Source organism: Rhodococcus sp. ACT016 (genome assembly GCF_050477185.1).
Lineage (GTDB): Bacteria > Actinomycetota > Actinomycetes > Mycobacteriales > Mycobacteriaceae > Prescottella.
The window spans coordinates 369,654-383,323 of sequence record NZ_JBEAET010000001.1; the positions used below are offsets into that span (position 1 = coordinate 369,654).

General features: G+C 69.2%; 12 protein-coding genes. 4 read left to right on the top strand and 8 right to left on the bottom strand.

Features of this window, described 5'->3' with window-relative positions; all coding sequences use genetic code 11:
* Window positions 1–18 precede the first annotated feature (18 nt).
* The 3 genes from purL to ACQ5DX_RS01780 are packed head-to-tail and all read left to right on the top strand — an operon-like array spanning window position 19 to window position 4,757.
* Window positions 19–2,298 (top strand): phosphoribosylformylglycinamidine synthase subunit PurL, encoded by a 2,280-nt coding sequence (gene purL, locus ACQ5DX_RS01770; RefSeq protein WP_430330983.1) that lies wholly within the window; start codon window positions 19–21, stop codon window positions 2,296–2,298.
* Window positions 2,299–2,301: 3 nt separating this feature from the next.
* A complete protein-coding gene (locus ACQ5DX_RS01775) occupies window positions 2,302–4,086 on the top strand; it encodes an alpha/beta hydrolase (protein ID WP_430330984.1) in 1,785 nt (594 codons plus the stop codon).
* The gene (locus ACQ5DX_RS01780; RefSeq protein WP_430330985.1) at window positions 4,083–4,757 is read left to right on the top strand and encodes a CPBP family intramembrane glutamic endopeptidase; all 675 of its coding nucleotides are present in this window, start codon (window positions 4,083–4,085) and stop codon (window positions 4,755–4,757) included. The genes ACQ5DX_RS01775 and ACQ5DX_RS01780 overlap by 4 nt, the downstream gene beginning before the upstream one ends.
* Before the next feature lie 97 nt (window positions 4,758–4,854).
* Here ACQ5DX_RS01780 and ACQ5DX_RS01785 read toward each other — a convergent pair whose 3' ends face one another.
* From ACQ5DX_RS01785 to ACQ5DX_RS01820, 8 genes are all read right to left on the bottom strand, one after another.
* Window positions 4,855–6,018, bottom strand: a complete 1,164-nt coding sequence (locus ACQ5DX_RS01785) for a thiolase family protein (protein ID WP_430330986.1) — start codon at window positions 6,016–6,018, stop codon at window positions 4,855–4,857.
* Window positions 6,019–6,049: 31 nt separating this feature from the next.
* On the bottom strand, window positions 6,050–6,826 hold the full coding sequence (locus tag ACQ5DX_RS01790; RefSeq protein ID WP_430330987.1) for a crotonase/enoyl-CoA hydratase family protein: 777 nt from the start codon (window positions 6,824–6,826) through the stop codon (window positions 6,050–6,052).
* The gene (locus ACQ5DX_RS01795; RefSeq protein ID WP_430330988.1) at window positions 6,823–7,587 is read right to left on the bottom strand and encodes an SDR family NAD(P)-dependent oxidoreductase; all 765 of its coding nucleotides are present in this window, start codon (window positions 7,585–7,587) and stop codon (window positions 6,823–6,825) included. The genes ACQ5DX_RS01790 and ACQ5DX_RS01795 overlap by 4 nt, the downstream gene beginning before the upstream one ends.
* An 85-nt stretch (window positions 7,588–7,672) precedes the next feature.
* A complete protein-coding gene (locus ACQ5DX_RS01800; RefSeq protein ID WP_430330989.1) occupies window positions 7,673–8,821 on the bottom strand; it encodes an acyl-CoA dehydrogenase family protein in 1,149 nt (382 codons plus the stop codon).
* 45 nt (window positions 8,822–8,866) lie between these two features.
* Window positions 8,867–10,057 carry a CaiB/BaiF CoA transferase family protein gene (locus tag ACQ5DX_RS01805; protein ID WP_430330990.1) on the bottom strand — a complete coding sequence of 397 codons (1,191 nt, stop codon included), beginning with the start codon at window positions 10,055–10,057 and terminating at the stop codon, window positions 8,867–8,869.
* Window positions 10,054–11,367, bottom strand: coding sequence for an MFS transporter (locus tag ACQ5DX_RS01810; protein ID WP_430330991.1), 1,314 nt, complete (start codon window positions 11,365–11,367; stop codon window positions 10,054–10,056). The genes ACQ5DX_RS01805 and ACQ5DX_RS01810 overlap by 4 nt, the downstream gene beginning before the upstream one ends.
* Window positions 11,368–11,538: 171 nt before the next feature.
* The gene (locus ACQ5DX_RS01815) at window positions 11,539–12,558 is read right to left on the bottom strand and encodes a LysR family transcriptional regulator (protein WP_430330992.1); all 1,020 of its coding nucleotides are present in this window, start codon (window positions 12,556–12,558) and stop codon (window positions 11,539–11,541) included.
* A 92-nt stretch (window positions 12,559–12,650) separates the two neighbouring features.
* A complete protein-coding gene (locus tag ACQ5DX_RS01820; protein ID WP_430330993.1) occupies window positions 12,651–13,097 on the bottom strand; it encodes a PPOX class F420-dependent oxidoreductase in 447 nt (148 codons plus the stop codon).
* 69 nt (window positions 13,098–13,166) lie between these two features.
* Here ACQ5DX_RS01820 and ACQ5DX_RS01825 point away from each other — a divergent pair, with 69 nt between their 5' ends.
* A complete protein-coding gene (locus ACQ5DX_RS01825) occupies window positions 13,167–13,553 on the top strand; it encodes a sterol carrier family protein (protein WP_430330994.1) in 387 nt (128 codons plus the stop codon).
* The last annotated feature ends 117 nt before the right edge of the window (window positions 13,554–13,670 follow it).

Consider the following 13,670-nt stretch of genomic DNA (forward strand, 5'->3'; position numbering starts at 1 on the left):
GAAGGGACCACACGCCCCGTGTCTCCGCAGGTAGATACCGTCACTCACGCTTCCGCGACTCCCGACGTCGCTCAGCCGTTCAAGGAACTGGGCCTCAAGGACGACGAGTACGCCCGCATCAAGGAGATTCTCGGCCGCCGTCCCACCGACGCCGAGCTCGCGATGTACTCGGTGATGTGGAGCGAGCACTGCTCCTACAAGTCCTCGAAGGTCCACCTCAAGTACTTCGGTGAGACCACGACCGACGAGATGCGCTCCTCGATGCTCGCCGGTATCGGCGAGAACGCGGGCGTCGTCGACATCGGCGACGGCTGGGCGGTCACCTTCAAGGTCGAGTCGCACAACCACCCGTCGTACATCGAGCCCTACCAGGGCGCGGCCACCGGCGTCGGCGGCATCGTCCGCGACATCATGGCGATGGGCGCGCGTCCGATCGCGGTCATGGACCAGCTGCGCTTCGGTGCCGCGGACCACGCCGACACCCGTCGCGTCGTCGACGGCGTCGTGCGCGGCGTCGGCGGCTACGGCAACTCCCTCGGCCTGCCCAACGTCGGCGGCGAGACCGTGTTCGACGCCTCCTACCAGGGCAACCCGCTCGTGAACGCGCTGTGTGCGGGCGCGATGCGCGTCGAGGACCTGCACCTGGCGTTCGCGTCCGGCGCCGGCAACAAGATCATCCTGTTCGGTGCGCGCACCGGCCTCGACGGCATCGGCGGCGTGTCCGTCCTCGCGTCGGAGACCTTCGACGACAGCGCCGGCGGCCGCCCCAAGAAGCTCCCCGCCGTCCAGGTGGGCGACCCGTTCACCGAGAAGGTGCTCATCGAGTGCTGTCTCGACCTGTACCGCGAGAAGCTCGTCGTCGGTATCCAGGACCTCGGCGGCGCCGGTCTGTCCTGCGCCACGTCGGAGCTCGCGGCGGCTGGTGACGGCGGCATGCACATCGACCTCGACCTGGTTCCGACGCGTGCCACCGGCATGACCCCCGCCGAGGTGCTCTCCAGTGAGTCGCAGGAGCGCATGTGCGCGGTCGTCACCCCCGAGAACGTCGACGCGTTCATGGCGGTCTGCAAGAAGTGGGACGTCCTCGCCACCGTGATCGGTGAGGTCACCGACGGCGAGCACCTCGTCATCGACTGGCACGGCGAGACCGTCGTCGACGCCCCGGCCAACACCATCGCGCACGAGGGTCCGGTGTACGAGCGCCCCGTCGCTCGCCCCGACACGCAGGACGCGCTGATCGCGGACACCACCGCGAACCTGAAGCGTCCCGAGAGCGCGGACGAGCTGAAGGCGACGCTGCTGAAGATGATCGCCTCGCCGGCGCTGTGCAGCCGCAAGTGGATCACCGAGCAGTACGACCGCTACGTGCGAGGCAACACCGTGCTGGCGGAAAACGCCGACGGCGGCGTCGTGCGCATCGACGAGGAGACCGGACGCGGCATCGCGCTGGCCACCGACGCATCGGGCCGCTACACGATGCTCGACCCGTACGCCGGTGCGCAGCTGGCGCTGGCCGAGGCGTACCGCAACGTCGCCGTCACCGGCGCCACCCCGAAGGCCGTCTCCAACTGCCTCAACTTCGGTTCGCCCGAGGATCCGGGTGTCATGTGGCAGTTCCAGCAGGCCGTGCGCGGCCTGGCCGACGGCTGCGCGCAGCTCGGCATCCCGGTCACCGGCGGCAACGTCAGCTTCTACAACCAGACGGGCTCCACCGCGATCCTGCCGACGCCGGTCGTCGCCGTCCTCGGCGTGATCGACGACGTGCACCGCCGCATCCCGACCGGTCTCGGCCTCGAGCCCGGCGAGACCCTCATCCTCCTGGGCGAGACCCGCGACGAGTTCGACGGCTCCATCTGGGCCCAGGTCGAGCACGGCCACCTCGGCGGCGTGCCGCCGAAGGTCGACCTCGAGCGTGAGCGCCTGCTCGCCGACATCCTGCTCGCCGGTTCGCGCGACGGCCTGATCTCGGCCGCGCACGACCTGTCCGAGGGTGGCCTGGCGCAGGCCGTCGTCGAGGCCGCACTGGCCGGCGAGACCGGCTGCCGGATCCTGCTCCCGGAGGATGCCGACCCGTTCGTGACGCTGTTCTCCGAGTCGGCCGGGCGTGTGCTGGTCGCGGTGCCGCGCACCGAGGAGACCCGCTTCACCGGCATGTGCACTGCCCGCAACCTGCCGTGGGTGCGGATCGGTGTGGTCGACGAGGGCTCCGACTCCGTCGAGGTCCAGGGCCAGTTCTCGGTCACCATGGCCGATCTGCGCCAGACTTTCGAGGCGACCCTCCCGGCACTGTTCGGGTGATGCGTGACGGACTCGGGGGTCGAACGGAAGGCACTCGCTGAGCTGCGGGACACCCCGCAGCCGGCGACACCTGCCGTCACCCCCGGGTTCGACGTGCGACATCCGCTCGTGGTGTGGGCGTGGGGTCTGCTGCACCTCGACTTCACAGGCATCGCGTTCGGCGCGCTGTTCTTCTGCTGGTCGCTGACGCCGTCGCTGCTGCCGCGCGACTGGCTCTTCCAGGGCCTGATCGGCGGCATCAACGCGGCGATCGGCTACGCGGTCGGCACCGCGATCGGCTGGCTGGTCTGGGAGTTCGGACTCGCCCGCCGATCGTGGTGGCCGCTGCCCGACAAGATCATGCTCGGCCTCAAGGTCGCGGTTCCGGTGCTGTCCATCCTGGCGGCGCTGATCATGCTGACCTACTCGGCAGGCTGGCAGCGGGAACTGTCGGCGCTCATGAACGCCGAGGGCACCACCACCACCGGTTACTTCCGCACGCTCGGCCTGAGCGCCCTGGTCGCCGCCGCGATCATCTCGCTGTGGCGGGTGCTGCGGGACCTCGTCCGGTGGGTGGCGCGCCAACTCAACCGTCTGCTCAAGATCCCTCCACCGGCCGCGTCGGCGGCCGGGCTGGCGGTCGTGCTGGTGCTGGTGTTCATGCTGGTCGACGGCATCCTGCTGCGTGTCGGCTACGCGGCCGTCAACTCGGCCTTCAGTCTCCAGAACAACGAGACCCGCCCCGGCGCCGTGCAGCCGATAATGCCCGAGAAGTCGGGCAGCCCGATGTCTGCGGCACCGTGGGACACCCTCGGCTTCGAGGGCCGCAACTTCGTCTCCGGCGGCATCCACGCAGACGAACTGACCGCCGCCAGCGGCAAGCCGGCGAAGGAACCCATCCGCGTGTATGCGGGCCTGGAGACCGCGGACGACACCGCCGCCCGGATGAACGTCGTGCTCGACGAGCTCGAGCGGACCAAGGCCTTCGAACGCAAAGCGCTCGTGATCATCCCGACCACGGGCACCGGCTGGGTCAACCCCACCGCCGCGCAGGCGATCGAACTCGTCGAGAACGGCGACAGCGCACTGGTTGCCGCGCAGTACTCCTACCTGCCCAGCTGGATCTCGTTCATAGCCGACCGCGGCAAGGCGACGGTCGCCGGCAACGCGTTGATCCACGCCGTGCACGACCGGTGGCTCACCAAACCCGAGGCCACCCGGCCCAAGCTGTACGTGTACGGCGAGAGCCTCGGCACGCAGGCCGGTGAAGGCGCGTTCGACGGCCTCGCCGACATCCGCGAAACCGTCGACGGCGTGCTGTGGGTCGGGCCCCCCAACGCGAACCCGTTGTGGCAGGCACTCACTCAGCGTCGTGACCCCGGCACACCCGAGGTGCAGCCGGTGTACGCCGACGGTCTCGTCGTGCGGTTCGCGGACGACACCGCCTCCATCCCGGGAGGTTCCGGACCGTGGCTCGAACCGCGTGTCCTCTACATCCAGCACCCGTCCGACCCGGTCGTGTGGTGGTCCACCGATCTGATCTTCAAACGGCCCGACTGGCTGTCCGAGCCGCCGGGATTCGATCGGCTTCCGTCGATGAAGTGGTTCCCGTTCGTGACGTTCTGGCAGGTCAGTGCCGACCTCGCGAACGCGGCCGGGGTCCCGGACGGGCACGGCCACAACTACGGCACCACGATCCTCGACGGCTGGGTGGCCGTCACCCAGCCCGACGGCTGGACGCCCGCCGACACCGAACACGCGCGCGCGGTGCTCGAGGCGCTACGCGGCCACGACGGGCCCGAGAAGTGAGACGCGCGCCGGCGGTCACCGCGACGGTGTCGTCGGTGGCGCTTGTGGCGTGGAACAACGCGGTACAGCCCGCGCTCCGACTGTCGTCGCGCGGTCGCGCGACCGCGGGAACTCTGCTGGCGGTCGGTGTGACCGGTGTCGGGTTGGCGAGCGGGCTGCGTCGAGAAGAGCTGGGACTCGCGAACTTCCGGGCGGGATTGGTGTGGGGGAGTGCCGCCGCCGCGGTCCCCGTCGTCGGGTATGCGGTCGCGTCGGCGACGCCGTCGCTGCACCGCAGATTCTCCGTCCCGGACGAGGTGCGCCACGACTTCGCCGAGTGGGTCGCCGCGCACATCCCGTTCGGCACCGTCGTCACCGAGGAGCTGCTGTTCCGCGGGAGTCTCACCGCGCTGACCGACCGAGCCTTCGCACCCGCATCCGCGCGGTCCGTCCGCGCGGCCGCGTTCGGTCTCTGGCACGTGCACCCGGCGCACGTCGCGAACGACTCGGTGCCCGGCACCGTCGCGTTCACGGCCGCCGCGTCACTCGTCTTCGACTGGCTGCGCGCCCGCAGCGGCAGCGTGCTCGCGCCGGCCCTGCTGCACCTGGCCGTCAATGTCGGTGGCGCGCTGCTGCTTCGCCGCATCCAGGTCGCCACCGGCGCCGACGAGGTGCCGCTGCCGCCGGTGTGAGTGCGGCCAGGGAAACAGGGAAACAACCGACGCGGCGGCCCCGCACCGATCAAGTCGGTGCGGGGCCGCCGCGTCGCCCTGACGAACGCGCCCGAAACTACAGGCGACCGCTCAGATTCTCGAAGATCGTGGCGTTCGCCATGCCGCCGCCCTCGCACATCGTCTGCAGGCCGTAGCGGAGTCCGTTGGCGCTCATGTGGTGCAGGAGCGTCGTGGCCAGGCGGGCGCCGGAGCCGCCCAAGGGGTGGCCGATCGCGATGGCACCGCCGTTGACGTTCACCCGGTCCGCCGGTGCTCCGGTCGCCCGCTGCCAGGCGCCGACGACGCTCGCGAACGCCTCGTTGACCTCGAAGGCGTCGATGTCGTCGAGGCGGAGTCCGGCGCGCTGCAGGACCCGCGCCGTGGCGGGGATGGGGCCGGCGAGCATGGTGACCGGGTCGTCGCCGACGACGGTCGCCGTGTGGATGCGCGCCATCGGGCGCAGCCCGAGCGCCCGTGCGCGCTCGCTGGTCATCACCAGCAGCGCCGCGGCGCCGTCCGAGATCTGCGAGGCGTTGCCGGCGGTGACGCGGCCGTCCTCGGCGAACGGTGTCGACAGCTGACCGAGCTTCTCGACGGTCGAGTCCCGCCGGACGCCCTCGTCGGTGGTGAACTTGGTACCGTCGCCGAGGGGGACGGGAACGATCTCGGCGTGGAAGCGTCCCTCGTCGATCGCCTGCGCGGCGCGGCGGTGGGATTCGAGGCTGTACTCGTCCAACCAGGTTCGGCTGAGGTCGTATCGATCGGCGAGGATCTCCGCCCCGCGCCCCTGGTTGAACTCGTGGCCGTCGTAGCGGGTCTTGATCGCATCACTGTTGGGGTCGCCGAGTCCGACGCGGCGCGCGGAGCCCATCGGGATACGGGTCATCGACTCGACACCGCCCGCGACGACGACGTCGTACTGGCCCGCGATCACGCCGGCCGCAGCGAAATGCAGTGCCTGCTGGCTGGATCCGCACTGGCGCTCGATCGTGGTGCCCGGCACCTGCTCCGGCCAGCCCGCGGCAAGCACCGCATTCCGGGCGATGTTGCCGGCCTGCTCACCGACCTGGCCGACACAGCCCCAGATGACGTCGTCGAGGATCTCAGGTGCCAGACCGACCCTTTCGGTCAGTGCGTTCAACACCGTCGCGGACAGGTCGACGGGGTGAACGTCTGCGAGGCTTCCCTTCCGGCGCCCGATCGGCGTACGGACGGCCTCCACCACTACTGCGTCACGCATGGTCTTCTCCTTCTGAAAACAGTCCGGGTGGTCACGACGCAGTCCACACGGGAGTGCGTCGCTCGGCGAACGCGGCGGCGCCTTCGCGGGCGTCGTTCGTGGCGAATATCGGCATCACGATTTCGCGTGTGCGGGTGAATATCTCGTCCGCATTCCAGGACGGGGATTCGTCGATGACGCGCTTGCTGGCGCGGACGGCGAGCGGGCCGTTGGCAGCGATCCGCTCGGCCAACTCGAGTGCAGCCTCGAGCGCGTATCCCTCCCGCGCGAGTTGGTTGACGAGTCCGTGGTGATGCAGTTCCGTCGCCGTCGCGTTCCGTCCGGTCAGCGCCAACTCCAGGGCGATCGCCCGTGGCATGCGTGCCGGTAGTCGGGTGAGACCGCCTGCGGCGGCGACGAGTCCGCGGCGGACCTCGGGGAGCCCGAAGGTCGCTGTCTCCGACGCCACGATCAGGTCTGCGGCGAGGGCGATCTCGAATCCGCCGGCCAGTGCGGGCCCGTCGACCGCGGCGATCAGCGGCTTGCTGGGCGGGGCCTCGGTGAGCCCCGCGAAACCGCGGCCCTCGATCCGGGGGCTCTCGCTGCGCAGGAACGCCTTGAGATCCATCCCGGCGCAGAAATAGCCGCCAGCCCCGGTGATGATCCCGACGCTCAGAGCGGGATCGGCCTCGAGTTGGTCGATCGATGCGGCAATTTCCTGGGACACAGCCTGGTTCACGGCGTTGCGTGCAGCCGGACGATTCAGGGTGATGACGAGGACCGCGCCGCGGCGCTCGGTGTGGACCCCTGACCGGTCGTCGGTGGTCATCGGGGTGCCATCCGGATCGCGCCGTCGAGGCGGATCGTCTCGCCGTTGAGCATCCCGTTCTCGATGATGTGGGCTGCAAGTGAGGCAAATTCGGTCGGCTCGCCGAGTCGCTGCGGATGCGGGACCGATGCCGCCAGTGCCTCGCGGATGTCGTCACGCGCGTTCAGCAGCAGTGGCGTGGCGAACACACCGGGCGCGATGGTGCAGACCCGAATGCCGACGCTCGCGAGGTCGCGTGCGGCGGGGAGGGTCATGCCCACCACGCCGGCCTTGGAGGTTGCGTAGTTGATCTGTCCGATCTGGCCCTCGTAGGCGGCAACCGAGGCGGTCAGGACGCACACACCACGATCGCCGTCGTGGACGTCGTTGGCGGCCATCGTCTCCGCCGCGAAGCGGAGCACGTTGAACGTGCCGATGACGTTGAGGCGAACGACGGACTCGAACGGCTCGAGGTCCGCGGCCTTGCCCTCCTTTGTGAGGATACGCATCGGCCGCCCGCGCCCGGCGCAGTGGATGACGGCCCGCACGGGGCCGCGTTCGGCGGCGGTCGCGAAAGCCGCTGCCACGGCCTCCGAGTCGGTCACGTCGGTCGGCAAGAACCGCGCGGCGGGCCCGAGTGCCTCCGCCTGTTCGGCTCCGGCCGAGTTCGGAAGGTCGAGGAGGGTGACGGTTGCACCGGATTCGACCAGCCTGGCTGCGGTGGCCAGTCCGAGACCCGATGCGCCGCCGGTGACGACGGCGTTGATGTCCTTGATCTGCACGAGATGATCCTTCTGACTGGGGTGAGGGGGGTGCGGTTCCCGGCGGGGGCACGTCCGCCGGGAACCGACGTCGGGGGAAGTGGGGTCAGAGGCCCATCGACTTCGAGATGACGCTCTTCATGACCTCGCTTGTGCCACCGAAGATTCGGGTGACGCGGGCGTCGGCGTACAGGCGGGCGATCGGGTACTCGGTCATGTAGCCGTAGCCGCCGTGCAGCTGCAGGCACTTGTCGATCACCCGGGCCTGCAGTTCGGTGCAGAACAGCTTCACCTTCGCCGCGTCGGCGGGGGTGAGGGTGCCGTTGTCGAGGGCGATCAGTGCCTGGTCGACCATCGACTGGCCGGCCTGCAGATCCGTCGCGCACTCGGCGAGCACGAACTTGGTGTTCTGGAAGTCGGCGAGGGGCTTGCCGAACACCTGGCGCTCGTGGGCGTACTCGACCGCGAGGTTCACGGCGGCGGTGGCGGTCGCCAGGCCGGTGATCGCGATCGACAGCCGCTCCTGCGGCAGGTTGTTCCCGAGCATCCCGAACGCCGCGCCTTCCTCGCCGAGCAGGTTCGACGCCGGCACCCGCACGTTGTCGAACGTCAATTCGGCAGTGTCGGAAGACTTCATGCCGATCTTGTGCAGGTTGCGGCCGCGGATGAAGCCGGGCATGCCGGCCTCGACGACGAGTAGGGACAGCCCCTTGCGGCGGTTCTCCGGGTCCTTGGAGGTGCGCGCCACGACGATCACCAGGTCGGCGTTGATGCCGCCGGTGATGAACGTCTTGTTGCCGTTGAGGATGAAGTCGTCGCCGTCCCGCACCGCGGTGGTGGCGACGCCGGCCAGGTCTGAGCCGATGCCGGGTTCGGTCATAGCGATCGCGCTGACGAGGTTGCCGTCGGCGAAGCCCGGGAACCAGCGCTCGCGCTGCTCCTCGTTCGCGTATTCCAGGAAGTACGGCAGCACGGTGTTCAGGTGCACCTGGAACCCGCCGAGCGAGGCCGCGGCGTAGCCGATCTCCTCGTAGACGACGGTGTTGAACAGGAAGCTGTCGATCCCGCCGCCGCCGTACTCTTCGGGCACCTGCAGGCCGTTGATCCCGATCTCCGCGGTCTTCTTGTAGAAATCGCGGGGAATGAATCCTTCGGCCTCCCAGTCGGGGAGGTTCGGCGTGATCTCCTTGGCGATGAACTGGCGGACCGAGTCGCGGAACGCGTCGTGATCCTCGGTGAAGATGGTGCGCTGCATGATGTTTCCTTCGAACGGAATGAGGGGGAAGAGAGCGGCGAGACGTCAGGACGCGATGCCGACGACACGGTCGGTTGCGAGCGCGCCGATCGTCTCGCGGGAGTAGTCGAGTTCACGCAGGATCTCGGTGGTGTGCTGGCCCAGGGCGGGCGCGCCCGCCGACGACGTCTTCGGGATACTCGCCAGGTGCCAGGGCGTGCCGAGTGCCTTGGCACCGACCCCGTCCGGCTGGGTGACGTCGACGAAGATGCCCGAGGCCTCGACGTCGGGGCTGCGCATCGCCTCCGGGTACGTGTTGATCCGTCCGGCGACGACCCCGTTGGTGGACAGCAGGTCCATCGCCTCGGCACTGGTCATCGTCGCGAACGCGCCGCGCAGTTCGGCCAGCAGAGCGGGCCGATTCTGCACTCGCGCAGGGTTGTCCACGAATCGTGCGTCGTCGGCGAGTTCCGGACGGCCGAGCAAGCCGCACAGTCGGCGGAAGTGGACCTCCGAGTAGGCGGACACCACGATGTTGCCGTCGCTGGTCGGCATGACGTCCGCCGCAGGAGCCACGGTGGGCTGACCGTTGCCCATCCGGATGGGTTCGATGCCCGTGGACAGGTAGGCGCCCCAGTTCGGGGCCTGCATGTGAATCGCGACGTCCAGCAGGGACACCTCGATGGTGTCTCCTTCACCGGTGCGCAGCATCCGGATGTATGCCGCGAGAATTGCCTGGGCGCATACGTATGCCGTTGCGGAATCGACGATTTGGGCCCCGATCTTCTGCGGTTCGCCGGCCGCCTCTCCCGTCACCCACATCAGGCCACTCTCCGCCTGCGCGGCGATGTCGAGTCCGGCTCGGGTGCGGGAGGGGCCGTGCAGGCCGAACCCGCTGACGGTGGCGTACACGAGATGGGGGTGTTCGCTGCGGACCCGTTCGGCGCCGAGGCCGAGCGCGTCCATGACGCCCGGTCGCAGGTTCTGGACGACGATGTCGGCGCGGGCCATCAGTTCGCGGGCGATCCGCTGGCCGCGCGGGTCCTTCAGGTCGAGTGCGATCGCGCGCTTGCCGCGGTTGTAGTTCTGGACCATCGCCTCACCGTGCGGGCCGATGCCGCGCGCGGATTCACCGTGCAGCGGTTCGATCTTGACGACGTCGGCGCCGAGGTCCACGAGTACCTGGGCCGCGGCCGGCGCCGCTATGAACTGTCCGAAGTCGACGACGCGGACACCGTCGAGCGGCTTGTCGATCATGCTGTCTCCTCGGCTCGACGGCGGATGAGGGCGATGTCGCGCTCGGGGTTGACCAGGAAGACCGCGATGATCGCGCCGACGATCATCAGGGCGCCGCTGGACTCGAAGCCGATCGCGTAGCCGGTGATCTTGTCGACCGAGGAGCCGACGGCGAAGCCGAGGACGAGCGGGGCGACCATCCCGGAGATGCTCGCGATCGCCGAGAGGATGCCGAGCACCATGCCGCGCTTCTTCGCCTGGACGACGTCGGCGATCGCCGAGAGCGCCACGCCGAAGGCCGCGGTGTTCAGCGAGAAGGCGAGGGCGATCAGGACCAGCTGCAGTCCGCCCTGCGGGAGCAGGGTGAACCCGGCCATCGCGATTCCGGCGCCGGCGACGAGCGCCGCGCTGAAGTAGCCACGGGCGACCCTGCGGGAGACGCCCCGCGAGATCAGCCGGCCGGAGACCCAGCCCGCGCCGATGGCGCCGACTGCGGCGAGCCCGTACGGCAGCATCATGAGCCGGCCGGTGGTGGCCGTGTCGTAGCCCAGGCCTTCCTGGAGATAGACGGGCAGCCAGGCGATCTTCAACGTGGTGGACCAGTACGAGCTGAACATCAGCACCGCGATGCCGACGACGGTGCCGGTCTTCAGGATCGTCATGTACGGCGCGTCGACCGTCTCGACCACGACCGTGGACACCGGTGCCGCGCCGTCGTCGCCGGCGCTGCGGCCGAGGATCAGCCACGCCACCGCCCACAGGACGCCCATCGCGATGAGCACATAGAACGCTGCGTGCCAGTTCCACTGGGAGATGATCAAGGTGAGCGCAGGCGCCGCGATCAGGGCGCCGATCGAGGCGCCCGCGGAGACGAAACCGCCCGCCATCGCCCGCTTCTCCGGCGGGAACCAGGAGTGCGCGGCGTGGTTGGCCAGTGCGAACGCGGGACCCTCGGCGAACCCGAGGATCACGCGGCAGGCGATGAGGACACCGAAGCTGACCGTGCCGAGAAGCGGGATCATCGTTGCGACCCAGATCAGCATCAGGCCGGCGAGCAGCCAGCGGAGGCTCACCCGCGAGGAGAGCCAGCCGAAGAACAGTGCGCCCGCCGCGAACAGCCAGAAGAAGCTGCTCTGCAAGAGCCCGAACTGCTGCGAGCTCAGCCCGAGATCCTTCTGGATCTGCACGCCCGCGAAGGCGATGACGGACTTGTCCGCATGGTTGATGAGCATGAAGAGAACGAGCAGGCCGACGATGATCCAGGCTCGCCTCATGGTGGTCGACCCTGAGGGTGCGGCCGACGGTGTCGTCGGCAGTGTGGTCTCTGACATGTGGCCCCTTCCGGGGACGATCGGAACGTCTCACCGCGAACGCGAGTTGGGCCGTGCCGGGGGCGGTCACCCCGGAAGGTGGTGGCTGCAACTCGCGATGTGGCATGTGACTTGCTGCACACGATTCAAGGCGTCCGAATCGATTGGGTCAAAGACGAAAAGGCACGGAATCTACTGCAATTTCCTATGGGTCATGGTGCCTCCGCGGAGGGTCTCCACACGCATCACGTCGTCGCTCTCGGCGCGGGCCAACTTCGCGGCTTCGATCAGGGACATCCCCTCCGACATGCGCACGGCGACCGTCCGGGCGAACTCCTCGAAAGATGCTCGGGCGCAAGCGAGGAACTCGATCGCCGCCGGCGTCGTTCGACCTGGTCGGCGGATCACGCCCATCTGCCGGGTCAGTTTCGGCGACAGTTCGCGTACCACGCCGCCGCGCAGCAGCGCGTCGAGTCCGGTGCGCAGCGGGACGATCGACACCCCGCCGCCCGCGAGGACGATCGGCAGCACGGCGCCGCGCTGGCGCACTTCCACCGCGACGTCGGGTTCGACGCCGTTCTCCCGCAGGGACCGCTCGATGAAGTCGCGAGTCGCGGTTCCGCGCTCGCCCATCACGAACGGGACGCGGGAGAGTTGCTCGATGGGAACGCACTCGGGCCACTGCGCGTCGGTTCCCGGCGGGCAAACCAGTACCAGTCGCTGATCGATCAGCGCATCGCCCTCGACGTCTTCGGTGGGGAGTGGGAGCGAGAGGATGCCGAGTTCGCAGGCTCCCGATTTGACGAGTGCCACCACGTCGGCGGTCTCGTCGCGTTCCTCGATGTGGAAACGGACGCCCGGATACAGGCGGCGGAACTTGGCCACCCATACCGACAGCGGGTCCGACGACAGGTCCGAAAGCGACGCGATGTCGATCCGGCCGCCGCGCATGGCGGCCACGTCGCGCACGGCGTCCTCGGCGGCCTTGACGTCGCGCAGAATAGAGCGCGCCGGGCCGACCAGGGCCTCCCCGGCGGGGGAGAGGACCAGTCCGCGGCCGACGCGGTGGAAGAGTTCGGTGTCGAGGTCTTTCTCGAGCTTGCGTACCGCTTGTGACAGCGAGGGCTGCGCGACGCGCAGTCGCTCCGCCGCTCGGGTCACCCCGCCGCAGTCGACGACGGCGAGGAAGTACTCCAACTGGCGCAGGTCCATGCGACGAATGTAGGCCGCTTCGTCTCCGTGTGGCACACGGTCCGTGGTCGTCGTGGATTGGCTTGTCGCGGAGCGTTCTTCGCCGCGGACCGTCAGGGAAGACCGGCTATGCCGTAAGCGCGGTCGGCGCGGACGCGCAGCACCTGGCGTCGCTCCACGACCATCGCGCGTCGGAACTCGTCCCAGTCCTCGTGCTCGCGTCCGGTGGCGGCACGGTAGGTCTCGGCGAGTTCGTCGACGGCCGCGTCGTGCGGATCGGCCGCGACCGCGGACAGTTCGGCGTCGCCCTCGACGACGGCGTAAGTCCAGAAGTCCGGTGCGCTCACGTGCAGGGACACCCGCGGGTCGCGGGCGGCGTTGCGGGTCTTGGCCCGGTCCGCGGTGACCGAGACTCGGGCGGTGCGCGTCTCCGGATCCCATGCGTACAGGACATTCGACAGTTGAGGGCGCCCGTCGCGCTTGAGGGTCGCGAGAATCGCTTTGTTCTGCGATGCAACGACATCGAGAAGCGGGCGCTGGGCGTCGACGTCGGTGCTCATGGCTGGTGCAACCGCGGTGTGCGCGGGCTTGTTCCGATGGTGCGCGACCGGCTCGATAGATTGGCGCGCATGCCTGCCCGTCGCGCCGTCGATCCCGCCGAGCTCCGCAGTGCACTCCTCGTGGTCGGGCCGTGGCTGCGCGGCGAGGTCGAGGACAGGCCCGCCCGCACCGACCTGGCGGCCGCGGTGCGGCTCAGCGCCCGCACCCTCGAGCAGGTCGCTCCCGGTTCGAGTGTCGAGGTGCGGGTGCCGCCGTTCGTCGCGGTGCAGTGCATCGAGGGGCCGCGACACACGCGCGGCACGCCGCCGAACGTCGTCGAGACCGATCCCTTCACCTGGCTGCTGATGGTGACCGGGCTGCTCGGATTCGACGACGCCGTCACCGCCGGTTCGCTCGACGCGTCGGGCAGTCGGGCGGGGGAGATCGGTCACTGGTTGCCGTTGTTGCGGCTGTGAACGGGCTGTGATCCATGTCGCTTCGACGTGATCCAGTGCACCGACCGTCGAAACAGTTCGCATCGGTCGTTAGAATGGGGCACGCCCCCCGCACCGAATCCCCTAAGGGAGCGCCTG